Source organism: Thiocystis violascens DSM 198 (assembly GCF_000227745.2).
GTDB classification, from domain to species: domain Bacteria; phylum Pseudomonadota; class Gammaproteobacteria; order Chromatiales; family Chromatiaceae; genus Chromatium; species Chromatium violascens.
In genome coordinates this window covers 3,763,222-3,787,037 of sequence record NC_018012.1, presented here as the reverse complement: position 1 = coordinate 3,787,037, position 23,816 = coordinate 3,763,222, and the positions used below count along the sequence as shown (strand labels likewise).

General features: G+C 62.8%; 20 protein-coding genes and 1 riboswitch. Of the genes, 3 read left to right on the top strand and 17 right to left on the bottom strand.

Annotated elements, in window-relative coordinates; all coding sequences use genetic code 11:
• The first annotated feature begins 123 nt into the window (after positions 1-123).
• Positions 124-2,628 carry a glycogen/starch/alpha-glucan phosphorylase gene (locus THIVI_RS16785; protein ID WP_014779733.1) on the top strand — a complete coding sequence of 835 codons (2,505 nt, stop codon included), beginning with the start codon at positions 124-126 and terminating at the stop codon, positions 2,626-2,628.
• 242 nt (positions 2,629-2,870) lie between these two features.
• On the opposite strand, the gene THIVI_RS16780 is transcribed toward THIVI_RS16785, so the two are convergent.
• The 7 genes from THIVI_RS16780 to thiC all read right to left on the bottom strand — a co-directional run bounded on the left by THIVI_RS16780 (position 2,871) and on the right by thiC (position 11,153).
• The gene (locus THIVI_RS16780; protein ID WP_014779732.1) at positions 2,871-3,827 is read right to left on the bottom strand and encodes a GGDEF domain-containing protein; all 957 of its coding nucleotides are present in this window, start codon (positions 3,825-3,827) and stop codon (positions 2,871-2,873) included.
• The gene (locus THIVI_RS16775; RefSeq protein ID WP_245537297.1) at positions 3,824-4,900 is read right to left on the bottom strand and encodes a cobalamin B12-binding domain-containing protein; all 1,077 of its coding nucleotides are present in this window, start codon (positions 4,898-4,900) and stop codon (positions 3,824-3,826) included. The genes THIVI_RS16780 and THIVI_RS16775 overlap by 4 nt, the downstream gene beginning before the upstream one ends.
• A gap of 276 nt (positions 4,901-5,176) precedes the next feature.
• Entirely contained in the window at positions 5,177-5,329 is a 153-nt protein-coding gene (locus THIVI_RS24820) for a hypothetical protein (RefSeq protein WP_157174489.1), read from the bottom strand.
• A gap of 21 nt (positions 5,330-5,350) precedes the next feature.
• Positions 5,351-7,036 (bottom strand): DUF262 domain-containing protein, encoded by a 1,686-nt coding sequence (locus THIVI_RS16770; RefSeq protein ID WP_014779730.1) that lies wholly within the window; start codon positions 7,034-7,036, stop codon positions 5,351-5,353.
• Between the two features lie 13 nt (positions 7,037-7,049).
• On the bottom strand, positions 7,050-7,865 hold the full coding sequence (locus THIVI_RS16765) for a hypothetical protein (protein WP_157174488.1): 816 nt from the start codon (positions 7,863-7,865) through the stop codon (positions 7,050-7,052).
• Positions 7,866-8,037: 172 nt separating this feature from the next.
• The gene (locus THIVI_RS16760) at positions 8,038-9,207 is read right to left on the bottom strand and encodes an AAA family ATPase (protein WP_169315581.1); all 1,170 of its coding nucleotides are present in this window, start codon (positions 9,205-9,207) and stop codon (positions 8,038-8,040) included.
• 53 nt (positions 9,208-9,260) lie between these two features.
• Positions 9,261-11,153 (bottom strand): phosphomethylpyrimidine synthase ThiC, encoded by a 1,893-nt coding sequence (thiC, locus tag THIVI_RS16755; RefSeq protein ID WP_014779727.1) that lies wholly within the window; start codon positions 11,151-11,153, stop codon positions 9,261-9,263.
• Positions 11,154-11,373: 220 nt separating this feature from the next.
• Positions 11,374-11,541, bottom strand: a riboswitch (TPP riboswitch).
• A 161-nt stretch (positions 11,542-11,702) separates the two neighbouring features.
• Here thiC and THIVI_RS16750 point away from each other — a divergent pair.
• The gene (locus THIVI_RS16750; RefSeq protein ID WP_157174487.1) at positions 11,703-13,808 is read left to right on the top strand and encodes an EAL domain-containing response regulator; all 2,106 of its coding nucleotides are present in this window, start codon (positions 11,703-11,705) and stop codon (positions 13,806-13,808) included.
• Positions 13,798-14,457: a hypothetical protein gene (locus tag THIVI_RS16745; RefSeq protein ID WP_014779725.1), complete on the top strand. Its 660-nt coding sequence runs from the start codon at positions 13,798-13,800 to the stop codon at positions 14,455-14,457. Before THIVI_RS16750 ends, THIVI_RS16745 begins: the two co-directional genes overlap by 11 nt.
• Here THIVI_RS16745 and THIVI_RS16740 read toward each other — a convergent pair.
• From THIVI_RS16740 to THIVI_RS16695, 10 genes are all read right to left on the bottom strand, one after another.
• On the bottom strand, positions 14,454-15,596 hold the full coding sequence (locus THIVI_RS16740) for an ABC transporter ATP-binding protein (protein WP_014779724.1): 1,143 nt from the start codon (positions 15,594-15,596) through the stop codon (positions 14,454-14,456). The genes THIVI_RS16745 and THIVI_RS16740 overlap by 4 nt on opposite strands.
• A complete protein-coding gene (locus THIVI_RS16735; RefSeq protein WP_014779723.1) occupies positions 15,596-16,261 on the bottom strand; it encodes a molybdate ABC transporter permease subunit in 666 nt (221 codons plus the stop codon). Before THIVI_RS16735 ends, THIVI_RS16740 begins: the two co-directional genes overlap by 1 nt.
• Positions 16,261-16,968 carry a molybdate ABC transporter substrate-binding protein gene (gene modA, locus THIVI_RS16730; RefSeq protein WP_014779722.1) on the bottom strand — a complete coding sequence of 236 codons (708 nt, stop codon included), beginning with the start codon at positions 16,966-16,968 and terminating at the stop codon, positions 16,261-16,263. Before modA ends, THIVI_RS16735 begins: the two co-directional genes overlap by 1 nt.
• 16 nt (positions 16,969-16,984) lie before the next feature.
• Positions 16,985-17,236 carry a TonB-dependent receptor gene (locus THIVI_RS26180; RefSeq protein ID WP_041447064.1) on the bottom strand — a complete coding sequence of 84 codons (252 nt, stop codon included), beginning with the start codon at positions 17,234-17,236 and terminating at the stop codon, positions 16,985-16,987.
• A gap of 45 nt (positions 17,237-17,281) precedes the next feature.
• Entirely contained in the window at positions 17,282-19,234 is a 1,953-nt protein-coding gene (locus THIVI_RS26175) for a TonB-dependent receptor domain-containing protein (RefSeq protein WP_041447063.1), read from the bottom strand.
• Positions 19,235-19,276: 42 nt separating this feature from the next.
• A complete protein-coding gene (locus tag THIVI_RS16715) occupies positions 19,277-20,323 on the bottom strand; it encodes an ABC transporter substrate-binding protein (RefSeq protein ID WP_014779721.1) in 1,047 nt (348 codons plus the stop codon).
• A gap of 64 nt (positions 20,324-20,387) precedes the next feature.
• A complete protein-coding gene (locus THIVI_RS16710; RefSeq protein ID WP_014779720.1) occupies positions 20,388-21,224 on the bottom strand; it encodes an energy transducer TonB in 837 nt (278 codons plus the stop codon).
• Complete coding sequence (locus THIVI_RS16705; protein ID WP_014779719.1) at positions 21,221-21,616, bottom strand: ExbD/TolR family protein; 396 nt, start codon at positions 21,614-21,616, stop codon at positions 21,221-21,223. The genes THIVI_RS16710 and THIVI_RS16705 overlap by 4 nt, the downstream gene beginning before the upstream one ends.
• A complete protein-coding gene (locus THIVI_RS16700; protein WP_014779718.1) occupies positions 21,616-22,275 on the bottom strand; it encodes a MotA/TolQ/ExbB proton channel family protein in 660 nt (219 codons plus the stop codon). The genes THIVI_RS16705 and THIVI_RS16700 overlap by 1 nt, the downstream gene beginning before the upstream one ends.
• A gap of 29 nt (positions 22,276-22,304) precedes the next feature.
• Positions 22,305-23,414: an IS5 family transposase gene (locus THIVI_RS16695; protein WP_041447215.1), complete on the bottom strand. Its 1,110-nt coding sequence runs from the start codon at positions 23,412-23,414 to the stop codon at positions 22,305-22,307.
• Positions 23,415-23,816: the final 402 nt, after the last annotated feature.

The following is a 23,816-nucleotide window of genomic DNA, read 5'->3' as shown; positions in this document are numbered from 1 at the left end:
TGACTCAATGTTGCCGATTCGCCACGATTTGTCGCGGGCGGCACAACAGGTTCGCGCCCAGTCACACCAGCGGCTACTATATCGCCAATATTCAACACACAACCTAACAGGATCCAACCTAGTATGTCCCCCTTGAACGGCCCCACCAAACCTCATCCGAACGCGCACTTCTTCGACCTTCCGCCCCTGCCCATGGACTCCGAAGGGATCGCGCAGGACTTCCGGCGCTATTACGCCCACACCTTCGGGCGGGACCATGACGCGCAGGCGATCTATTATTCCTACAAGGCATTGTCCATCACCCTGCGCGACCGTCTGATGGAGCGCTGGAAGCGGACCCGCCAGTCCTATGACGAGGCGGGATGCAAGCGCACCTACTATCTGTCGCTGGAATTCCTGATGGGCCGCGCGCTATCGAACGCCATGCTCAACCTCGGAATCAACAGCGCCGTGGAGCAGGGACTCTACGGCATGGGTCTGGCGCTGGAGGAGATTGCCGGCAACGAACCCGATGCCGGCCTGGGCAATGGCGGTCTGGGCCGTCTGGCGGCCTGCTTTCTGGACTCCTGCGCCACTCTGCAGCTTCCGGTGCGGGGCTATGGACTGCGCTACGAATACGGCATGTTCCGCCAGTTGATCGAGGGCGGCGAACAGCTCGAAGAGCCGGATCACTGGTTGCGCGATGGCAACCCCTGGGAACTCGAACGCCCCGAATTCACCCAACGCATCCCCTTCGGCGGCCGCACCGAGACCAGCGTGGACCGACGCGGTCGCAAGACGGTGCGCTGGGTGGATACCCATGACGTCCTGGCGGTCCCCTACGATATTCCCGTTCCCGGTTATCGCAACGAGACCGTCAATACCCTGCGTCTCTGGAAATCCGCCGCCACCGACGAATTCGACCTTGGCGAATTCAACGCCGGCAGTTACCCGGAGTCGGTCGCCCAGAAGAACGAGGCCGAGCACATCACCATGGTGCTCTACCCCAACGACGCCAACGAATGCGGCAAGGAATTGCGGCTGCGTCAGCAGTTCTTCCTCGCCAGCGCCAGCATCAAGGACGTGCTGCGCGACTGGATCCGGCTCAACGGCAACGACTTCAGCCGCTTCGCCGAGCACAACTGTTTCCAGCTCAACGACACCCATCCCGCCGTCTCGGTCGCCGAGCTGATGCGCCAACTGATGGACGATCATGATCTGGAGTGGGACACCGCCTGGCCGATCGTTCGCCAGACCATGGCCTACACCAATCACACCCTGCTGCCCGAGGCGCTGGAACGCTGGTCGGTGCGGTTGTTTCGCCAACTGCTGCCGCGCATCCTGGAGATCATCTTCGAGATCAACGCCCGTTTCCTGGCGGAAGTCGCGACCCGCTGGCCGGGCGACACCGACCGCCAGCGGCGCATGTCGCTGATCGAGGAAGGCTACGATCCGCAGGTGCGGATGGCCTATCTGGCGATCGTCGGCAGTTTCTCGGTCAACGGCGTCGCCGCGCTGCACTCGGAGCTTCTGATCGAGGGCCTGTTCCGCGATTTCCACGACATCTGGCCCAAGAAATTCAACAACAAGACCAACGGCGTCACCCAGCGGCGCTGGCTGGCCATGTGCAATCCGGGTCTGCGCGAACTGCTCGACGAGACTATCGGCACCGAGTGGGTGCGCGACCTCAGCCAGCTCCAGCAGCTTGCGCCCTCTGCCGAGGACGCGGACTTCCGCGCCCGCTGGCACGCCATCAAGCAGGACAACAAGCGTCGTCTGGCCGAGCATGTCGCACAAATCTGCCGGGTGGACTTTCCGCTGGACGCCGTCTTCGACGTGCAGGTCAAGCGCATCCACGAATACAAGCGCCAGTTGCTCAATGTCCTGCATGTCATCCATCTCTATAACCGTATCAAGCGCGGCGACACCCGCGACTGGACCGCGCGCTGCGTCCTGATCGGCGGCAAGGCGGCCCCCGGTTATGTGATGGCCAAGCAGATCATCAAGCTGATCAATAACGTCGCTCGCGCCATCAACAACGATCCCGAAACCGCTGGCCTGTTGCGGGTCGCGTTCGTGCCGGATTACCGTGTCTCGCTCATGGAAGTGATCGCGCCCGGCACCGATCTGTCCGAACAGATCTCCACCGCCGGCAAGGAGGCATCCGGGACGGGCAACATGAAGTTCATGATGAACGGCGCGGTCACCATCGGCACCCTGGATGGGGCCAACATCGAGATCCGCGATCAGGTGGGCGAGGAGAATTTCTTCCTCTTCGGCATGACCGCCGCTGGTGTCGAGTCACGCCGTCATCACTATGACCCCAATGGCATCATCGCCGGCGATCCGGCCCTGCTGGAGGTCATGAGTCTGCTGGAGTCCGGGCATTTCAATCAGTTCGAGGGCGGCATCTTCGACCAGATCATCCTCGCGATCCGCAACCCGCACGATCCCTGGATGACCGCCGCGGATTTCCGCAGCTATATCGACGTGCAGGAGCAGGCCGCCGCGGCCTACCTGGATCGTGACCGCTGGTTGCGCATGAGCATCCTGAACAGCGCCCGCAGCGGTCATTTCTCGTCCGACCGCACCATCGCCGAATACAACCAGGATATCTGGCACCTCGACGCCGTCCCGCCCAAGGCATAAGGCTTGACGGCCTCCATGGACCCGGCAACGGGTCCATGGCAATACCTTCCGGGGAAGTTTCTACCGGAATCAACGCTTCAAATGGACGGGATTAACAGGATTGCTCAGGATAGACAGGATTTTGTCAAAAGCTGTTTTTAATCCTGTGAATCTTGAAACATCCTGTTAATCCTGTCCATTTTGAAGCCTTGGGCATGGGTATGAACTTTCCCGGAAATCACCTTAACGCTCCTATCGCCGCTTCAGGCGCCGCACGCCTCCGCGATCACCCGGTTACGTCCCTCCGCCTTGGCCCGATAGAGCAGATCGTCGGCCCGGATCAGGAGCGTTTCCGCCGTTTCCCCTGGACTCAACTCGGTCACGCCAAAGCTGGCGGTCACACGAAAATCCGCATCGAGCGGGCGCAGCTGGGACATCTGAACGCGCAGACGCCCGGCGGCTTCGCTGGCGGCGCGCAGGTCGGCGTCGAGCATGTACAGAACAAATTCCTCCCCGCCAAACCGCCCGGACAGATCGGCCGCCCGCACCTGGGACTTCAGCAAGCCCGCGAACGCGACCAGCGTCGCATCGCCGCCCGCATGCCCGAAACGGTCGTTGACCTGCTTGAAATGATCCAGGTCGATCATCACGAGCGATAAACGATGATCGCGCGCCTGGGCATGCGCGAGAGTGGTCTGCAAACGCTCCATGAAATAGCGTCGATTGGCGAGACCGGTGAGCGGATCGGTCCGTGCCAGCTCCAGATTCAAATCATTCGCCATGGCCAGTTCATGGTTGGTCTTGCGCAGATCCCGCACCAGCCGCGACATCTCGATCGCCAGGTTGCCCATGCGTTCGATGATGTCGCTCTTGGCGGCATTGGCCAACTCGCCGATGAGCAGGGAGCCCTGAGCGACGGGGTAGGCATGAAACAGATAGGTTTCGCCGCCGTCCAGGCTTTTGAAAACATGCGCGACCGGGGTACGGTTGACGAGTCCGGATTCGATCTCCAGGGTATCGCCGCGCCCGCCGCCCAGAAAACGCGACAGCGGCTCCCCCCGCACGCGCTTGAAGCTGGAAAAGTGCGATCGAAAGGCAAGATTGCTCTCGCCGATCAACCCCTGACCGTCCACTTCGACCACCAGCAGACGCCCCGAATCCATGACATAGTTGCGCAACGCCCAGATCAGATCGGGGTGAGATAAGATTTCTTCGTTCATGCAGCGATCTCCAGACTACGCGCCCAGATGACGGCTGCCTCGCAGTCGGTCAGAAACAGATCCGCGCCGATCGCGTCGAGCAGCGAGGGGGCGGTCAGCAGGGCGCGCCCGCCGACCAGGATGGGGGTGTCCGATGCCGGCCCGAGGTCTGCGCGCAGGGCCGCGACCGTTTCCCGAGCGGCCTCCAGATTGCTGAGGAGGCTGACCGAGAGCGCAATGAAGCGAGGCGATTCCGCGCGCATGGTATCGACCAGGGTCTCCAGCGCGCAATCGCTGGCAAGAAAAGTCACATCCCAGCCGTCGAGTTCAAGACAGGAGGCGACCATCCAGGCCCCGAGTTCGTGAAACTCGTTAGTCACCGAGGCGACGATGGCGCGCCCGCGCGCCTTGGCCGGAAAGGGTTGTTCATAATAGAGTGCGGAAAGCACCAGATACGCCATGGCGGTGGCCTGATGCTCCATTTCAACCGAGACGGCTCCTTTCTCCCAGCGGACGCCGATCTCGACCATCGCCGGATAAAAAATCCACTGGAGTAACCGCGGGAAGGTCATGCCCTCGTTCAGCAGATTCTGACAATGATGGAGCACCGCAAGGTGATCGCCCGCGATCAACGCCTCGACGACCTTCCCGTGTACCTCGACCAGTCCGACCGGAACCGTCGGGCGCTCCGATCGATACCGCTTGGCGGCCGCAATCACGTCGGCGTGGACCGCCAGCATCCAGTCATACAGCGGCATCAGGCTCGCCGCCTCGGCACTTGGAAGCTGCTCGCGGATCGCCCTTTTCCAGGCATCTAGTTGAACGGGAAAGTAATCATAGGGCACGCCCTGATGATGGTAGGCGTGATAGGCCCAGGGTAACGACTTGGCCAGTAGCTCAAAATTTCGAGTCCGCAAGACCTCCGCAACGAAGGCGCCGTGGTTGCGATGGTTAACCTCCAGCAGGCGGAATGCATTGCCGTTGAGGAATTCATCGAGACGGGGATGCTGCATCAGCAGATGCGAGACCTGACTGGCCAAGCGGTCGGCATGATCGGCATAGAGACGGGCGGCCCGCGGCGGGATCGGTGGCATATTTTCGAACCCGAATGCGGGCATCGCGGAAGGATCGATGATCATTGAGTCCTGGGGGGTCCGGGTCCGCCGACTCATGGCGCAAGAGGGAAAGATTATAGAATCTGGCAAGGCGCGAAACCAGCGCGCATTGCCGTCAGCATTTCCCGTTTCGGCGTTATCCGCCGACGTAGGAGCCCGCTTGCGGGCGACGTGACACGCCAAAATGCCTTCCGCGCGCACCTCCCGTCGCCCGCAAACGGGCTCCTACGGGTAAGCGCTTTCACGAGAATCGCCTTAAACCTCCTTGTAGATGTTCGCACCTTCCTGCCGGAACTCCCGCGCCTTTTCCTGCATGCCGGCTTCCACCGCGATCTCGATATTCTCGATCCGATGCGCCTGCGCATAATCGCGCACATCCTGGGTGATCGTCCCAACGGAAATGGCCATTGATCGACCAGCCCATTGAAGCTACTCGGTGTCGATCGCTGCCGATTGAGGAGTCGGATCGGGCGGAGGGATTACGCCCTCTCGTTTCATATGCTCCAACTCCAATTGAATAAGATAGTCACGCCGTACATTAAGGAATGCATCGCGGTTTCCAGTCTCAAGTAATCCCCAAGAATCCGGTGGAATACCATGACTAAGCAGGATTTGAGCACGTAGACTTGAGTCGAGCTTCAATAGCCAACTCATGGCTTGAGAGCGATCCTTGGGATCGAACCTAAGAATGCGATTCGCGGGACTCGACTTGAGATCCTTGTCGTTCACGGTGGCGGCGATGTAACCGATCGCATTGGATCGATGTTCCGTGATCAAACGCCAGGGCTCCTCCACGGGTTTGCCATCGCGGCCCCGAGGCTGGAGCGAGAGGAGCACGAGCAGCCAGGTGCGTGCTCGGGCGCTGCGCATGTCAAATGTTTTCGGGAAGGGTTGCGCTGGCTCATCCATGCGCATGTTCTCAAGGAGTGGATTTGGACAGCTCGTTCGTGCGATCTTGCCGCGCATCTCGGCAACTAAGTGTCCAACACGAGAAGGATTGCCGGATGCGAACCAGCCGGCAAACGACGAAACCCAGAACCAACGTCGTAAGAATGCCGTCTGATCCGGGGTGGGGCTTTCACAGTCGCGAAAGAACGCGGCGAGAACAACGAGCTGCATGGCATAAGGCAACAGGCGATCCGTATAGACGCCGATGCTGTTGAGGAACCGAGCGGCCCGCTCCATGGCAGCCTTGGTTGGCTCGATGATCGACGGAAGCCGCTTCAGCAGATCACTGCGCTTCGCATCCACGAGTCGAGTCCAATCGGTCCTGTAGATGTCTTCCTCCAGACAAGCCAGTAGGCCGCGCAGAACGATGGTTCGATCAATGCCGCCAAATCCATAGCCATCCAGAAGGTCAAGCATTTCATCGATCATTTCGGAGAGATTGAACGCCGGACTTCCGCCAGGCGCTTCGCGATACATGAGCGCCGACACCATCTGGTCCGCGCTCATTGGCTGCCCTTTGGAATTCAGCCGAGCGAAGATATCGACGGCCTGCGTGAGTTCGGTGTTGCTGATGCGAATGATGGGAAGCTTGTATTCGTTGAATGTCTGTAGGAGCGCTTCGATTTTACGGACGTAATGGCCTCCATTGTCACCGCCATCGTGAAGGATGCGTTTGCACTCTCCGATGAAAGAAATGGTGTCCATCAATTTCCTTAGCGGAAAATGCCAGGGTTGCAGTTCGTCGCCTACGCGCGGATGCTCGAATTGCTCATCCTTCGCGTTGTACCAGATCTCCCAGCGTCCGGGATCTTCATCATCCTGTTGCGCCGATTGATTGAGAGGCGCCATCAAGGCGCCCGCCAGGGTTGAGAGACGTTGATGTCCATCCAGCACATGAGACGATATCCCATCCGCGCCACGGGGGACAGGAATCGGTCCAATGTTAGGGCGGCTGCTGAGATGCTCGTCGGTATCCCAAATCAGGAGGCTGCCGATGGGATAGCGGCGGCGGATGCTGTCCAGGAGATCAAGCATTTGGACGCGCCGCCAAACGTAGCCTCGCTGAAAATTCGGTATCCGCAGTTTGCCGGCCGTGACGTTGCGCACGAGTTCGAAGACAAAGACGACTTCTGGTTTAACCTCGGGGGAGAAGGAACGCGGTTCCATTGATGCCTCTGGGTTAGAGACTCTGAGTGATCATGTCGACAAGACGGTCCAATTCGCCCTTGCCATCACGGTTGCGTAAGGCATCGGCGGTCAGGTGTTGCCGATGGGTCGACAGCAGATCAATGAGGTCATTACGAAGTCTATGGTTCTGCATCAAGGCGAGATCTTCGGGGGCGATATCGTCGTACAGCGCCTGCTCTTGTGAATCATCGAGTTGACCCGGAAATTTCTTTTTCATCGGCACATGATCGCGTTGTGCTGGCGTCAATCTGCAGATCGCGGCAACGAGCGGTCGGACCGCTTGGCTCGGCGGTTCGGTGGCCCAGCCCTGTAGGACTTCGTCCGGGATATAGTTCTCGATCGCGCGCTTGGACAAGATCAGGCAGAGCAAGGCATGTGCCTCGCACAGATCGGCGATGACCTTGGCGTCGTCGCTGATGTGTCCTGGGAATCGAGCATCGCTGTCCGCGAAGACAATCGCACGCAAGGGCAGTCCGGTTGCGGTGAATTCCTGAACACGAGACTCGATGATCTTCGGAAGCTCCCCATTTCCGCCGCCACTATCGCAACGGAATGGTTTCGCCGCGCATCCATCGAGGAAGACCTTGAGCTCGGCGGGTGCCAACACCGACAGAATCGCGTCCAGGAACAGGCCATCGGTGAAGCGATTCTCCACGCATATGCAGAGCGGTTGAGTGAAGAGGCGCGCGGCGACGTTGGGGGCGAGGGTTTCGGGTGAGTCCGTGAGCGAGACGCCCCAAACCTTGCGGTGTAGTCGTCCCCGAGGATAGCTGCTACGAATCGTGGCCTGCTCGAACAGCTTGCGCATCGACGGTCGATTGCTTCCACTGAGCCAGGCGCTCGCCTCCAGCGCATCCGGATCGTCGACTTGCCATTCGTGCCAACCGTCCTCGACGGCATAGAGGATGTGATCTAGATGCCGCCATTGCTGGGGGTCTTGAAGCGCGTCTGGTGCGAAGATTACCCGCATGCAAAGTGACTCAGTCTGAACGCGGGCGCGCGGCGCGGCGCATGGCACGCACCTCTTGGTAGCCTTCCGAGAAGACGCCTTCTGGCCAGTCATCGACCTCGCCGTCGGCGAGGATCTGAATCGGACGGATCTCGCTGCTGCCGTCGCTCTTGTCTTCGATCCAATACAAAGCTACGTCGTGAGGAGCCGCAACACTTTCCGCGATGCGTCGGCGGATTCGCAACAGAAGGTTTTCCGAGTGCGTCTCAACCAGAATTTGTCCCTTTCTGGTCGAGACGGTCTCTAGGAAGAGGTCGGCCAGGGCTGCGTGAGCTGCCGGATGGAGGTGCAATTCAGGCTCTTCGACGAGGTCTATGAACCCTGGATATTCTTGCGATCGATGCAGGAGTTGTTGCACAACAACCGGCAAAAGCTGTTGCATGCCATCCCCGGCGTCCGCCAAATTGATCTCGACTTCGCCGCGACGCAGCACACAGCGGAATATGCCAGCGGCGCTATCCAAGGCAAGGCGCCAGCCGTCCATGTGTTCTTGGAACCAATCGCCAGCCGCATCTAGCAGTTCCGATGACTCCGCAAGCCATTCTGGCGCTCCGTCACCGTCAAGCCCAATCGGACGCGGGGTGCTTCGCTCGTAGGAACGGTCGATTGGTTTGCGGTAACCGCCCAGATGTGAAATCCGCTCTTCGAAATCCTGGATTCGTTGGCGCCAGTCCTCGAACAACTCTCCGGGCAACCTTTGATGGTTACGCGCCTCAGGTAGCAAGCCCCGGAATTCAATCTTGCCGAAATCGCCATAACTCGGTGGGCGTCCGCGCGTTGCCTCCCATTCAAGCAGTAGCGACGGCTCCTCAAGCTGAAAGCGCGAAACAACTTGGTAATCACCCCTAGCGATGGCGCCCGACTGAGACTCGGAAATATTCTGAACCTTGGCGCTCAGGGCGATTTGCCGATGATTATCTTCGATTGCCAGAGAGAAGTTGATGTGGCCATGGATCAAGCGCTGATGGATCAGATCGCGGAAGGACTCGCCGTAGGTCAATTCATCGACGTCCAAGGGAAAGCCGCTGCGTGCGCGGGAAGACAAGGCGCGTAGCAGGAGCCTTGGTAGACGTAGCAAAGCGGTCTTTCCGCTGTTGTTTCGGCCAAACAGGATCGTGATTGGACGCAGTTCAATCTCCACCTTTGTTCGGAAAGGCTTGTATCCTTCACAACCGAATCTAAGGAGTTTCATTTCTAGACCGCCTTGTAGATCGCCGCCCCTTCCTCCAGGAACTCCCGCGCCTTCTCCTTCATGCCTTCCTCCACCGCGACCTCGATGTTCTCAATCCGATGCGCCTGCGCATAATCGCGCACATCCTGGGTGATCTTCATCGAACAGAAATGCGGTCCGCACATGGAGCAGAAATGGGCGACCTTGTGCGCGGCGTGGGGCATGGTCTGGTCGTGATATTCGCGCGCGCGGTCGGGATCGAGCGAGAGGTTGAACTGATCCTCCCAACGGAACTCGAAGCGTGCCTTGGAGAGCGCGTTGTCGCGGATCTGCGCGCCGGGCAGACCCTTGGCCAGATCGGCGGCGTGGGCGGCGATCTTGTAGGTGACGATGCCGTCGCGCACGTCCTCTTTGTTGGGCAGACCCAGATGCTCCTTAGGCGTGACATAACAGAGCATGGCGGTGCCATACCAGCCGATATTGGCCGCGCCAATGCCGGAGGTGATGTGATCGTAGGCCGGCGCGATGTCGGTGATCAATGGCCCGAGGGTATAGAAGGGCGCTTCATCACAGTCCGCCAGTTCCTTAGTCATGTTCTCCTGGATTTTCTGCAGCGGGACATGGCCGGGGCCTTCGATCATGACCTGGACATCCTGCTCCCAGGCGAATTTGGTCAGCTCGCCCAGGGTTTCGAGCTCGGCGAACTGGGCGCGGTCGTTGGCGTCGGCGATGGAGCCGGGGCGCAGTCCGTCGCCGAGGCTGAAGGTCACGTCATACGCCTTCATGATCTCGCAGATCTCGCCGAAGTGGGTGTAGAGGAAGTTTTCCCGATGGTGCGCAAGGCACCACTTGGCGAGGATGGAGCCGCCGCGCGAGACGATGCCGGTGAGCCGATCGGCGGTCAGCGGCACGTAACGCAGCAGCACGCCAGCGTGGATGGTGAAGTAGTCCACGCCCTGCTCGGCCTGCTCAATCAGCGTGTCGCGCATCAGCTCCCAGGTCAGTTCCTCGGGCCGTCCGTCGACCTTTTCGAGCGCCTGATAGATGGGCACGGTGCCGATCGGCATGGGAGCGTTGCGCAGGATCCACTCGCGGGTCTCGTGGATGTTCTTGCCGGTGGAGAGATCCATCAGGGTGTCGCCGCCCCAACGCGCCGACCAGACCATCTTCTCGACCTCTTCCTCGATCGAGGAACTGAGGGCCGAGTTGCCGATGTTGGTGTTGATCTTCACCCGGAAATTGCGCCCGATGATCATCGGCTCGACTTCCGGATGGTTGATGTTGGCCGGGAGGATGGCGCGCCCGCGCGCAATCTCCTCGCGCACGAACTCGGGGGTGATCAGATCGGGCAGGCTGGCGCCGAAGGCGTGGCCGGGATGCTGACGCAACACCTTGGCATAGCGTGGATCGGCGCGCAGTTCGTCGAGCCGCAGGCTCTCGCGGATGGCGACATATTCCATCTCGGGCGTAACGATGCCCTGGCGGGCGTAGTGCATCTGGGTGACGTTCCGCCCGGCCTTGGCGCGGCGCGGGGTGCGCAGATGCTCGAACCGCAGATGGGCCAACGTCGGATCGCTCTGGCGCGCGTGGCCGAAGGCGGAGGTCGGGCCGGTCAGGAATTCGGTGTCGCCACGCTCCTCGATCCAGGCCGAGCGCAGGTCGGCGAGACCGGCCATGAGATCGATGCGGGCGTGCGGATCGGTGTAGGGACCGGAGGTGTCATAGAGCATGACCGGCGGGTTTTCCTCCTCGCCCTGACTGGTCTGAGTCGGGGTCAAAGTCACCTCGCGCATCGGCACGCGCAGATCGGGGCGCGAGCCGGTCACATAGACCTTGCGGGAGTTCGGAAAGGGTTCGGTCACCTCTTCGGAGAGCCGGGCGGTGGTGCGGACGAATTCTTGCGGGATGGCGCTCATCTGATGTCCTCAAGGCTGAAACGGGGCGCATGGGCGCCGAAGGTCGATCGGTGCATGGCGGCTGGGGCGCTCGGGCAGGCCGGAACTCGACCGGATCAGCGGGGAAAGTCTGACGGGAAACGGGAATGCCGGAGACGTCGCCGCGGTGCGGGCCATGCGCTCCCGGTTGTCATGGGATCGGGCATGCATTCCCGCTCAACGGCGTTCTCTCCATTCGTGCCATTTCATTCGCCTGCTTTCCTGCGCCAGCATGACCCGGATCAGGTTCAAAGGGTCTTTTCTCAGCCCGCCACGCAAGCTGTCGATGGAACCTCGGTTGAGCCGGTCAGGCTCCAGACACCAAAGCTTCAGCGACAGCGGGTCATCGAGGGCACCCCCAGCAGCCTACAGTGGTTGAAACTAGCGAAAGGCGACGGTGATTTCAACCGCAATTCCCGCCCGTCCGGATTGCGTCACGCCCGCCAGCGTTTCATCATGCTGACGGGCTCCTCCGTCAACAGGAAAATCGCTGGCGATCATTTGTTCCCCGACGACAGGTTCTTCACGACCATGACACCTCTCACCCTCGCGGAAACTGGCCGCCGCGTCTATTATCTCGGGGCCGATCAGGGCTTGCTGACCGACTTGGCGCCTCTGCTCGAACCAAGAGACTTACATCTGACGGCCTTCGCCAGCCTCGCCGACCTGTCACAGGCATTCGGGCGCGCGCCGCCGGCCGCCCTGCTGCTCGACATGACCCACATCGCCGGAGCCAGCGGGTTGGAACGCTTTCTCGACGGACTCTTTCTCGCCGTTCGGCAGCGTCCTGGCGTGATCTGTATCGCCAGCCGCAAGGCCGGCGACGAGACCCTGGCGCATCGGCTGGCGGCCATGCGCGCGGGCGCCAACAGCTATGTGGTGGCACCGGTTCCGCCCCGCCGCCTGGCCAGTCGGATCATCCGGATGTGCGGCGTGGTCGAGACGAGCCGTTATCGCATCCTCGTGGCCGAGGACGATCCGGCCCAGGCCAAATATATTGCGGTCCTGTTGGCGAATGCCGGCATGGAGACGCTGGTGGTCGAGGATCCGATGAAACTCCTGGGCCGGATGCAGGCGTTCCGGCCCAACCTGATCCTCATGGATCTTTACATGCCAGGCGCGACCGGCGCCGAAATGGCCGCCATCATTCGCGATCATGACGAACTCTTTGGAATCCCCATCCTCTTTCTTTCGGCGGAAACCGATCTCGACAAGCAACTGGAGGCGCTCAAGGCGGGCGGCGACGGCTTCATCGCCAAACCGGTTCGTCGCAAACAGTTGATCGGCGCCGTCGAACACCGCATCCGGATGTCGCGCTGGCTGCAGGACCGGCACACCCTGGACAATCGCCGCGAGAGCGCCAACGGCTTCCTGCCCCGCGATGTCTTCATGCGGCACCTGGACCGGATCAGCCGTTCCGGAGCCATCGAGAGCGAGGGCCGTGGACTGCTGGTCATCGAGATCGACGACTATCCACGCATCCTTGCGGCACTGGGTCTCGGCCGCGTCGAGAAGATGCTGCGCCAGATGGAAATTCAGATCAGTCATCACATGACCGCCCGCGAAAGCGCGACGCGCCTGGACGACTGCCGCTATGGGCTGATCGCACAGCGGGAAAACCGGATGCAATTACAGGATCTGGCCAGAAAGCTGTGCGCGCTGCTGGCGCAGGTCAAGCCGGAGAAACCGGCGCAGGAAATCGGCATCACGGTCAGTCTCGGGATCGGACTCTTTCTGCCGAGCGCCGGGGACGCCATCGCCATGATCTCCAGGGGAGAGAAGGCGGCGGTCAGCGCCCGGCGAGCCGGCGGCAATCGGTTCCGTGTCTGGACGCCGTCGGTGGTGTCCGACGGGGTGCCCGAATCCGACGCGATGATTCAACGGCTGATCGTCGCCGCGCTCGCCCAGAACGGCCTGATCCTGCTGTTTCAGCCGCTCATGCCGCGCGTCCCAGGCGAAGGCGAACTTTACGAGGCACAGATCAGGCTCCGAACGCTGGACGGCGAACAGATCCAGCCGGCCGATTTTCTGTCCGTCGCGACGCGCGGCAAGCTGATGCCGCGCGTCGACCGCTGGGTGCTGGAACGGGCATTGGAGGTCATGGACCGCCAGCGCCAGCCCTGCAATGGCGCGCGGGGCAACCCGAAACTGCGGCTCCTGGTGCATCAAACCATCGGCACCCTGGCGGAACCCGAGTGGCTCCCCTGGTTCCGCGATCAGGTCGTCCAGCGCGACCTGATCCAGTCGAGTCCGCTGCTTGAATTCCAGATGAGCGATCTGCATCGGAACATCCTCGCCGCGATCCCCGTGCTGGAGCGTTTGCTCACCTATGGCGTCCAGATCTGCGTGGCGAATGTTTCCGGGACTCCGGAAGAGGTGGCCTTGCTCGGCAGACTTGGGGCGACGTTCGCGAAGCTGTCGTTCCAGACCATTCACAACACCGAGCAGGGGCAATTGATCGATCTGATCGAGCGCCTGCGCGAGCAGGGCATCGCCGTGATCGCCGCCGGCATCGAGGATCCGGATACCATCGCCCGCGTCTGGAATTGCCGGCCGGATTACCTTCAGGGGAATTTTCTGCAAATCCCGAGCGCTGAGTTGAGCTTCGACTTTCAGCATTCGTCCGATGACCATTGATTTCGACCGCGACGGCGGCCCCCTGGATGACGCCATGACGTCCGCTCGGTCGGGTGCCATGATCGCCAACCATACCGGTCGACTAATTCTGACGACCGAGGATCCCAGCGCCAGCCCGGACGGCGAGAAACTGATCGCGGCCATGGCACGCGCGGACTTGATCGGTGCGCGGCTGGATGAACGGTCAAACAGGCTTGGGACGGGGCCTCGCGACTGTGCCTACCGTATCGGCGACGGTTTTCTGAGTCTGGTGTCCTTTACGGGCTGCGCGGTCAGGATCGCGACCGCGCCCGATCCGCTCGCACCTTTCTGCCATCTTCGTTTTCCGCCGCTCGCGCCCCATCCGCAACTGTACGCCGGACGCAACACGCGGCCTCCGCGCTGCCGGGACTGCCGCGGGCGGCTGGAGAACTGGCGCGAACGCACGGCGCAGTGGGCGAACCAGCCGGATCTGTGCGTCCCCTGCCCAAGCTGCGGCGCGACCCGTCCGCCCTGGCAATGGGACTGGAAGGAACAGGGCGGATTCGGACGGCGGACGATTTTGATTGAAGAGATCTTTCCGGGGGAGGCCACGCCAACCGACGCGCTATTCGACCTGCTGCGAGCGGCTAGCGGAATTGGATGGCGTCATTTTTACGTGCGCGATTAAAAATGCACGGCGGTGTCGAGTGGATGGTGCATGCATCCTCGCAGCGGCAATGAACCGATCGGATCGACACAAATCGGACCATGCCATCTGGTCGGTAAGCTAATGATGGTGTCTTCCGGAACATCCAGCCTGGTCTGGGTTCCCGGCTCCGGACACTGAGCGGCTTGGGCCAGATGGATCCGTAGTAGCGAACGGTCGGTCAACCGGCAGAACAGGGCCTGATAACCGCCCATGTCAGAGACACGGGCGACCTCGACCGGCAAGCCCCGCTCTGCGTTGAGTCTCGGACCATCGGGCAGGATGGCGATGGCGTCCGCTCGCCTGCTCGGCTCGTGCGGCCCGAGCCGCAAAGCCCCCCAGGCTCCGTGTGCCGTCTGACGATCCCAGGACGACACCGACAGAAGGTTGTGCCAGCCGAGCACGCGCGCGGTCTCGGCATCGATCGGCCGGGCGAAGATCTCATGTGTGGGTCCGATCTGGCGCAGTTCGCCGTCGATGAGGACGCCGACCCGGTCGGCGATCAGACGGACGTCTTCCAGGTCGTGCGTCACCAGGATCGTCGGCACCGAGCGGTCGGCGAGCACCTCCTGAAACAGCAGCCGCAGCGATTGGCGCAGACTGCAGTCGACGGCGGAAAAGGGCTCATCGAGCAGCAGCACAGCCGGCTCGGATGCCAGGGCGCGGGCCAGGGCGACGCGCTGGCGCTGTCCGCCCGAGAGCGTCTCCGGTCGACGCGCGGCCAGTCCGTCGAGCTGAAGGCGCGCCAGCCAGAACGCGACCGCCGCCTCCCGGTCGCGGCCGCGCGGCAATCCGTAAGCGATGTTGCCGGCGACGCTCAGATGGGGGAAAAGCGCGTACTCCTGAAACAGAAGCCCGACACGCCGGTGGCGTGGGGCCAGATCGATTCGGTGGGCGCGGTCGAGCCACGTCCGATCGCCGTGCCGGATATGACCGGCGGCGTGGATCTCCAGTCCGGCCAGGAGCCTCAGCAGCGTGCTTTTTCCGCACCCGGACGGGCCGATCAGGGCGGTGACGCCGGTCGGCGGCACGCAGAGATCCAGGCGCAGACGAAAGCCGGGGCGGCTGAAGTCGAGAGAGGCTTCGAGGCCAACATCGAGATTGTCATCGCAACATCGCATCAGAGCCGTCCCAGCCGCCGCAGCAGCGTGAAGAGCCCCAACGACAGCACCCCAAGCAGCACCGAGAGGCGAGTGGCGCAGTCGAAATCGCCGTCGAGCACCCGATTGTAGATGGCCAGCGACAGAGTCTCGGTCGAACCCAGGATGTTGCCGCCGAGCATCAGGGTGATGCCGACCTCGCCGAAGGAGCGCCCGACCCCCAGGGTGAGACCGGCGGCGATGTGCCGCCGGATCACCGGGATCACGACCAGAAAGAGCGTCTCCCAACGGCCCTTGCCGAGCGTGTAGGAGACCTCGATCAGCTCGCGGGCCTGACCCTCGATGGCCGACTGGATCGGCTTGACCACCAGCGGCAGACCGGCGATGAAGGCGGCCAGCACCAGTGCCGGGAAGGAGAACACCAGATCCCAGCCCAGCCGCGCGTGCAGCGGAGCGCCGAGCGCGCCCTGCCGACCGAACAGCATCAGCAGGAAGAAGCCGATGGCGATCGGCGGAAACACCAGCGGCAGCGAGACCAGCGCGTCCAGCAGTCCGCGCAGCGGGATCGGCTGACTGAGCGCGTAGCCCAGCGCGATGCCGGCCACCAGAAAGAGGACCAGCACCACGCCGGCCACCTGGAGACTCAGTAGCAGGGCGCTCGGCGCGCAGTCGAGCAGGTGCGTCATCAGAGGCCGTACCGGGTCAGGATCGCCCTGGACTCGGCGGTGCCCAAAAAGGCCGCGAACGCCTTGGCCGCTTCCGATTCGGGCCGATCCTTGGGGAAAGCCAGGACGATAACCGGCGGATCATAGAGGTCGACGGGGATCTCATCGTAGCCGGCGAGCTTATCCTTGAGCCCCAGCGCATCGGTGATGTTGATGAAGCCCGCGTCCACCGTTCCTGCCGCCAGATAGGCGGAGACCTGCGGGACCGTCGCCAGGGTCATCAGCTTGCCCTTGATCGCCGGCATCAGCCCGCTGCGCTCCAGGAACTGGGTCGCGGCCTGACCGTAGATCGCCTTCTTGGGATCGGGCAGCGCGATGCGCTCGACCTTGGTGTCGGTCAACGCCTGATACCCGCTCAGACGCCGCGCGCCATAGGCCAGCACCAGCCGTCCGGTCCCGAGGGCGATGTCGCGCCCGAACAGCCCGGTCCGGGCGAGAAACGCCTGCTCGCCGACCACCAGATCGACCCGGCCGCTGTCGCGCGTCTGGGCCAGCACCTGTTGCAGGTTGCCGAAGATCGCCTCGACCTTGGTTCCGTAGGATTGGCCGAAGGCGTCATAGATCTCCATCAGGGGCTTTTTGTAGCCGGCACTGGCGGCGATCAGCAGCGGCTCGGCCGAGACCGAGAGGGACAGAAAAAGCGTGAGGATGAGAGTGATGACGCGCATGGACGCTCTCCTTGGCTCAGAACTGGGCCGACAGCCCGACATAGAGCGTGCGCGGCGCGCCGTATTGGTAGGTCGAACCGTTGCCGGTCACCCCGTTGAGGGCGGCGGTGTAGGCGGCGATGGCGTCGTCCGCGGCGCTGATCGGGCCGATGTATTCGCGGTCGAAGAGATTCAGCACATTCAGCGAGAGCGTCAGCGCGCGGGTCAGGCGGTACTGCGCCAGGACGTCGACCAGGGTCACCGCATCGACCCGCTCTTCGTTGAGCACGTCGCCATAGCGCTCGCCGATATAGCGTGCGTCGAGGCCGATGCCTCAGGCCTGATGGTCATACCGCGCGCCAAGCTTGAGCATGTGCTCGGGGGCGTCCACCACCTGCTTGTCTTCGCAGGCGATGGTGGCGGTCGAGGACAGCGCGAGGTCTTCCAGATAGCGGAAGCGGTTCCAGGTGTAGTTGCCGGTCAGGCGCCAGGCCGGGCTGATCCGCAGGTTGCCTTCGAGTTCGATCCCGTAACGGTCCGCGTCGGCTGCGTTCCAGGGATAGCGCACACCGATGGCAGGGTCGTAGATGGTGGATTGCTTGTTGTAGTGCCGGGCGTAAAAAGTCGTGAGGCCGACATCCCAGTTGTCCCGCGCATGCCGCAATCCAAGATCGATGTTGTTGGCCGTCTCCAACTCCAGCCGATCCCAGAGCGACTGGAAGCTCACGCCTTTCCGCACGAACTGCGCCTTCTGGACGTAGTAATAGGGGAAGAGATTGACATCCAGCCCGTAACTGCGTCCCAGCCGGGCGAACAGGCTGGTCGTGGGGTCGAGGGTCCAGGTCACGCCCAGGTAGGGCAGCCACTCGTCGAAGGTCTTGGCGTCGGCCGAGGCCATGGGATCGACGCCGCCGGCCGCGCGCGCGGCGTCGGGATCCGTCAGCGTGGCCGCCTTGCCGGTAGCGCTGTAGGCGGTGAGCGCGCCCAGGCGCAGATTGACGTACCGCAGTCCGGCCTCGACGTTGAGCCGGTCGAAGGTTCCCTGATAAGTGACATAAGGCGACAGCAGCCGGTGCGGATCGTTGTCGGACAGCATCTGCCAGCCATCGAAGACCAGCCCCGAGTTGGTAACCCTGTACTTCTGCTGGGTGGATGGCGGGCCGGGCGGCTCCTGGCTCTGGATCCAGAACCCCGGTTGAAGGCTCTGGGTGGGTGTCAGTTGCCAGTCCAGACGGGTCAGCACGCCCAGGTTTTCATGGTCGATCATCCAATCGATCACCCGGCTCTTGGTCGCATCCGTGGCATTGATCGCGCTGAACCAGTAGTTGCCGGACTCGTTGAGGTAATAGGGCTTGATCGAAAGCTGCATGTCCTCGGCCAGGCGCAGGCGCAGATTGGCGTAGACGAAGCGATCGATGAATGCCTGACGGTTGTAGTCGTAATGATCGACGCGCGTTGGATCGTTCGACCAGTCGCGCTCGAAGTTGGCGAAGTTGCTGGCGGTGGCGTAATCGAAGAAGCGATAGTTGTGGCGCTCGTCCTGGCTGTAGCCGGCATAGAGTTCGGCCTGCCAGGCCGCGCCGCCATCCAGGGCCATCCCGCCGAAGAGGTTCTGCCGCTCGAAGTCGCCTTCACCCTTCCATTTGTCGCCCGCGTTGAGGCTCCCCGACAAAAATCCGGAGAAGGGTCCGTGCTGGCCGGTATCCTGCCGGAAGAAGAGCCGTTTGAAATCGTCGCTGCCGCCCTCCAGCCTGAGCTGGCTGGCGGCGGTCGCCTGGGGTCCGAGCGTCGTCAGATTGATTTTGCCCGGCAGATTGCTGAAGCCCAGTGATTTATTCACCGGTGCCGCGCCCCGGTAAACGCTGATCTCGGAGATGTTTTCCAGATCCAGAATGCCCTTGCTGCCGCCAGGATTGACGGTGATGGGCAAGTCATCGATGTTGCGCGAGGAGGAGGGGCCGGTCTGACCGACACCGCGGATCTTGATGGTTTCGTGAAACCCGACCTCGGTCAGACCATGGGGGTCGGCACTCTGGAAATTGACCGACGGCGTGTCGGCGATGGCCTTGAACGGCGATGACGCGGACGGACCGGCCGCCGCGCGCACGGCGCGGGCATCGAGCCGCGTGACCGTGGCGGTCGCGCCGAGGTCGGGAAGTGCCTGTTCATCGGCGGTGACGGTCACCATCGGCAACTCGGGCGTCGTCTCGGCCGTGGCCCCGATCGCGAGGGGCAGCAGACAGAGAGTCAGGCACAGCCCGGTGGCTGTATGTCTGGTGTGGTTCATATTCGTTCGCTCTAAATTCATATCACGATAGGCGGCAAGGACTCAGCCCTGTCCGAGGATGTCGCGCACATTCACGACATCCGACGTCACGCCCAGGAAGAGCCCGTAGAAGGACGTGATCTCCAAGTCGGCATCCCAGGGGAAGCGCTCCGGATAGAGCCGATTGGCGAACCACTGGATGGCCAGCGCGCGCATGAAGGACGGCGGGCGTCCCAGCCAGTTGAAAGACTTGGTGGGCGCCAGATGGACCTGTCCCTCACGCACCGCGCGCAGCTCGCCCCAAGTCGGATCGGTCTTGACGCGGGCGAGGAACCGGGCGTCGTCGGTCAGGATGGCATCGGGGTCGAGCGTCTTGAGCTGTTCCAGCGTGACCTTTTCGCGTCCGCACATCGCCTGGGTCTTGCAGTCCATGACGTTCTCGCCACCCGCCAGGCCGATGACCTCGGCATGGAAGGAATCGGCGCATTCGGTGAGCAGACCCTCCGGACCTTCGGCGAAGTAGACCCGCTTGCGCTCGCCGTCCGGGATCGTTCCCACCGCCTGCTCGACGCGGGTCATGGCCTCGCGGATGGCGTTGGCAAGCTGGGTGGCGCGTGCCTCCGCGCCGATGGCCTGGCCGACCAATTCCAGGGCGGCGGGATAGTCGGCCAGTCGCGCGAGGTGAACGAAGAGGCCGGGCGTGCCGAGCCAGCGGAAGCTGTCCTCGACCCGCGTGGCGTCGATGAACGGCATGTCCCAGGCGATGGTGAGTTGGGGCGCGGCCTTGGCCAGAATCGCCGGATTCGGCGGCGGGCCTTCGCCCGTGTAGCGTCCGACGATCGGCAGCTTCATCACCGCCGGCGGGACATAGACGGCATCCTCGGGCTGGAAGGGGAAACTCAGGGTCACGAGCTTGCCGGGATCGATGGCATAGACCAGCGGGACGATGGGCGGCGTGGCGGCGAAGATCCGATCCACCCGGTCGGGGATTTGGACGCGGCGACCGGTCATATCGACCAGCTCGGCGGACTGGGCGGTGCCGGCGAGGACCAGCGCCGTCGCCAGCAGGGTGCGACGGTAGGGAAAGGGAGGGCGAAGAGCACTGTGCATCGGACAACTTCCTTCATCGTTTGACGATCTGAAAACCGCTTGGCAGGGCCAGGCGAGTCGTGGGTTATTGATTGAGCTTGAACCGGATGGGGATCCGCACCCAGACCGTGATCGGCTGCCCCTTCTGGCGGGCGGGTTTGAAGCGCCAGCGTTTGACCGCACGGATAGCGGACTGATCGAGGCTGGAGACGCCCGAGGAGCCGGCGAGCTGGACGTCGCTGGCCCTGCCGCCAGTCGTGACCAGCACGCGCAAATAGACCGTGCCCTCCTGACGCGCACGGCGTGCCGTGTCCGGATAGCCGGGCGCGGGATTGTTCAGATAGGCCGCAGGCGACGTGGGGCCGCTGCTGGCAGCCCGATCCTGGCCGCTGGCGGCGCCCGCTGCGCTTCCCTTGCCGGGCGATCCGGGGTTGCTTGCGGTCCCTGGATCGGCCTTGGCGAGACGCCTGTCCGGTTGCGGCGACGACACCGGTTTCGGTTTGGTTTTGGCGATCGGCTTCGGTTTGGGTATCGGCTTGACCTCGACCTTGGGCTTTGGCTGCGGTTTCGGCGCGGCGGCGACCATAGGTTCCGGGTCGGTCGGCTCCGAATCGGCTAGCTCCGGCGGCGTCTCCGGAACGACCGGCTCGGGTTCTGAAGGGGGCGGCGGAGTCGGGTCCGGCTCAGGTTCCGATTCCGGCTCCGCCACGGAAGAAAGGCCGCCCGCCGCACCAGCCGCAGCGGGTTCGGCCAGCACGGGGACGGAAACCAAACTGACTTCGATCGGGGCGCTCGGGGCCTGGAGATCGCGCGGCGACGGCCAGGCGGCGAGTCCCGCCAGCATCGCGCCTTCGGCCACCATCGCGATGGCGGCGGCCAGCCACAGCGGCAGGCTGGGCAGTGGCGCGGCGGCGCGTGTCACGCCTCCGGCTCCCGGGTCGCAATGCCGATACGACTGATGCCCACATGGCGACAGGTGTCCATGACCGCGATCAGATCGCCGAGCGCCGCCTCTTCGGCCCCGGCGATGACCACGCGGGATTCCGTGCCCCGGTCGCGCAGTAGCGCCGCGAGCTGCTCCAGGTTCAGACTCCGCCGATCGACGCTGATCATCCCCGCCGCGTCCAGACCGATCACGACCTGCGGCGATTCCAGCCGCTCCGCGCTGGAACTGCCCGGCAGCCGGCTGTCGATCCCGCTGGCCGGGATCATGTTGAGCGTGACCAGGATGAAGAACACCAGCAGAAAGAACATGATGTCGATCATGGGCACGATCTCGATCCGTGCCTTGCGACGCGACTGCAGATAGCGCATCAGCCCGCTCCAGAGCCGTCGGTCAGGACCAGCGGGATCGCCACGTCCGGTTGGCCGAAACGGTTGACCAGCATCGCCTTGAGCGTTTCGAGTTGATGGACCGCCAGCCGGACCCGTTCGCTGAGTCCGTTGAAGAACACCAGCCCGATGACGGCGATCAGCAGCCCGGCGGCGGTCGCGACCAGGGCCTCGGCCACCCCGCCGGTGACGGCGTTCGGCGACGCGCCCGGCTCGGTCAGGACATGGAAGGCGTGGAACATGCCAATGATGGTTCCCAGCAGCCCGAGCAAGGGGGCCAGGGTCACCGTGGTATCCAGCACCCAGAGACGCCGGTCGAGCAACGGGACATGGCGCAGAATGACCTCGTCGAGCCGGTTGGCCAACTGGGATTCGGCCGCTGGAGGCAGCGCCAGCGTGGTTTCCAGCAGCACGCCATGGAGATGCCTGGCCTGCGTGTCGCGGATCCATTCGAGCCCTGCGCGGTCCCCGATCGCGACCGGGACCAAGGCTTGGGTCAGTGCCTCGCCCTGACGTGTCAGGCTACGCAACACCCAGCTGCGCTCGGCGATAACCGTCAGCGTCACGGTCAGCAGCCCCACCATCAGATAGAGGATGCCGCCCGACTGATCGGCCAGTTGCAGCCAATAGGCAAAATTCATCCGCGCCCCCTCAGAGGGTGTAGACAAAATCAAACCGTTGTGGTCAACCGCCGCAGCAGGATGCGCGCCTCCGCCAGCCAAACCCAGGTTTCGGAGACCGCTGGCAGACGGTCATGATGCATGATCAATCGACGGGCACGCTCATTCCACGCATGGGTGCGCTCGACAACCCAGCGCTTCGGCAGCGGAACGAAGCCGTCGGCGTTGGCGATCACCACTCGGTCAGGCGCCCCGTCCACGTGCCAGGAGCCAACGCTTTTGTTGGCTGGATGGCGCACGACTTCCACGCGGATCGCGTGGGTCTGCTCGGTGGTTTGGGCAAATTGACCGGCGTAGGCGCTATCGACAAACAGCGTGTTGATCTGGGGGTACTTGGCGGCCGCGTCAGCGACGGCGCCCGAGGCGGCATCGCGGTCCTGAAGATTGGCCGCGACCACGCTCACCGCCAACACGAACCCCAAGGTATCGACCACCAGGCTGCGCTTGCGCCCCTTGACCTGCTTGCCCGCATCAAAGCCGCTCGGTCCACCCTGCGGCGAGCCGCGGGTCGATTGCGCATCCAGCACCGCCGCCGTCGGCGCGATCTCACGCCCCTCGCGTTCGCGCCATTGCCCCCGCAGTCGATCATGCATCTGCTCAAACTTCCCAGCCGCACTCCAACGGCGAAACGTCTTGTAGACATTCTGCCAAGGCGCGAAATCGTGCGGCAGCATCCGCCACGCGCACCCCGTGCGCACCACGTAGCAACACGCCTCCAGGATGCTCCGGCGCGACACGCGGGGCGGTTGACCCCGCCCGCCCGGCATCTCAAAGAGAGCGGCGACCAAGTCCCACTCCGCATCGGTCAGACAACTTGGGTAGCTTTGGTCGGGGTCGTGGCGACGATGCGCATCCGTATACCCATACCGACGCGGCGTTGCGCGCGCTTGCGCCTCGAGACCACTCTCGCCCCGGAGGCGCGTGACGCCCGCCTCCCGCAAGGACTTGCGAATCGTGGCTTCATGAGCCTCGATTCCCGTCCGTGCCGCGAGTTCCCGGGCAATCTCTGACAGCGTGGAGGTCGGGCGATCCGTGACAATTTGACGCAATACCGCTTGCTCCGCCTCGTGAATCTTGGGGGGACGACCAGCTTTCGACATCAGCGCACACCAGCTCAGTTGTAGACTGGTATACAAATAGCAGCTCAATTATTTTTGTCTACACCCTCTGAGTGAAGCGAATGGATTACTGGCTCATCCAGGCTATCGCTATACTTTTTTGGCATAACGTATTGCGAAACCAGATCGGGGGATCGAGCCCAGCGGACGGAGTTGTCAAAGCAGATTCGATGCCATCTTTCTGCCGTGCTCACGCCAGCCGTTAAAGGCTTGTCTCAGAAAAGAATAAGAGTCAAGCCGAAGAAAGACTCGGCGATGGATGGCTGGGAATGGAGCGAATGCCACGCTACGCTATAGTTATTTGTATATAACGTGACATCGAACTGATCGCCTTACACCTGTTCATGAGTCGCGCGGTCGGTCACCCACCCGAACCAAGGGGCA

What these genes read in the sequence shown, in the direction of transcription:
- THIVI_RS16785 (WP_014779733.1), top strand. Translation starts at nt 124, where the DNA reads ATGTCCCCCTTGAACGGCCCCACCAAACCTCATCCGAACGCGCACTTC.
- THIVI_RS16780 (WP_014779732.1), bottom strand. Translation starts at nt 3,827, where the DNA reads ATGAACGAAGAAATCTTATCTCACCCCGATCTGATCTGGGCGTTGCGC.
- THIVI_RS16775 (WP_245537297.1), bottom strand. Translation starts at nt 4,900, where the DNA reads ATGCCACCGATCCCGCCGCGGGCCGCCCGTCTCTATGCCGATCATGCC.
- THIVI_RS24820 (WP_157174489.1), bottom strand. Translation starts at nt 5,329, where the DNA reads ATGGCCATTTCCGTTGGGACGATCACCCAGGATGTGCGCGATTATGCG.
- THIVI_RS16770 (WP_014779730.1), bottom strand. Translation starts at nt 7,036, where the DNA reads ATGGAACCGCGTTCCTTCTCCCCCGAGGTTAAACCAGAAGTCGTCTTT.
- THIVI_RS16765 (WP_157174488.1), bottom strand. Translation starts at nt 7,865, where the DNA reads ATGCGCAAGCTGTTCGAGCAGGCCACGATTCGTAGCAGCTATCCTCGG.
- thiC (WP_014779727.1), bottom strand. Translation starts at nt 11,153, where the DNA reads ATGAGCGCCATCCCGCAAGAATTCGTCCGCACCACCGCCCGGCTCTCC.
- THIVI_RS16750 (WP_157174487.1), top strand. Translation starts at nt 11,703, where the DNA reads ATGACACCTCTCACCCTCGCGGAAACTGGCCGCCGCGTCTATTATCTC.
- THIVI_RS16745 (WP_014779725.1), top strand. Translation starts at nt 13,798, where the DNA reads ATGACCATTGATTTCGACCGCGACGGCGGCCCCCTGGATGACGCCATG.
- THIVI_RS16740 (WP_014779724.1), bottom strand. Translation starts at nt 15,596, where the DNA reads ATGCGATGTTGCGATGACAATCTCGATGTTGGCCTCGAAGCCTCTCTC.
- THIVI_RS16735 (WP_014779723.1), bottom strand. Translation starts at nt 16,261, where the DNA reads ATGACGCACCTGCTCGACTGCGCGCCGAGCGCCCTGCTACTGAGTCTC.
- modA (WP_014779722.1), bottom strand. Translation starts at nt 16,968, where the DNA reads ATGCGCGTCATCACTCTCATCCTCACGCTTTTTCTGTCCCTCTCGGTC.
- THIVI_RS26175 (WP_041447063.1), bottom strand. Translation starts at nt 19,234, where the DNA reads ATGAACCACACCAGACATACAGCCACCGGGCTGTGCCTGACTCTCTGT.
- THIVI_RS16715 (WP_014779721.1), bottom strand. Translation starts at nt 20,323, where the DNA reads ATGCACAGTGCTCTTCGCCCTCCCTTTCCCTACCGTCGCACCCTGCTG.
- THIVI_RS16705 (WP_014779719.1), bottom strand. Translation starts at nt 21,616, where the DNA reads ATGCGCTATCTGCAGTCGCGTCGCAAGGCACGGATCGAGATCGTGCCC.
- THIVI_RS16700 (WP_014779718.1), bottom strand. Translation starts at nt 22,275, where the DNA reads ATGAATTTTGCCTATTGGCTGCAACTGGCCGATCAGTCGGGCGGCATC.
- THIVI_RS16695 (WP_041447215.1), bottom strand. Translation starts at nt 23,414, where the DNA reads ATGTCGAAAGCTGGTCGTCCCCCCAAGATTCACGAGGCGGAGCAAGCG.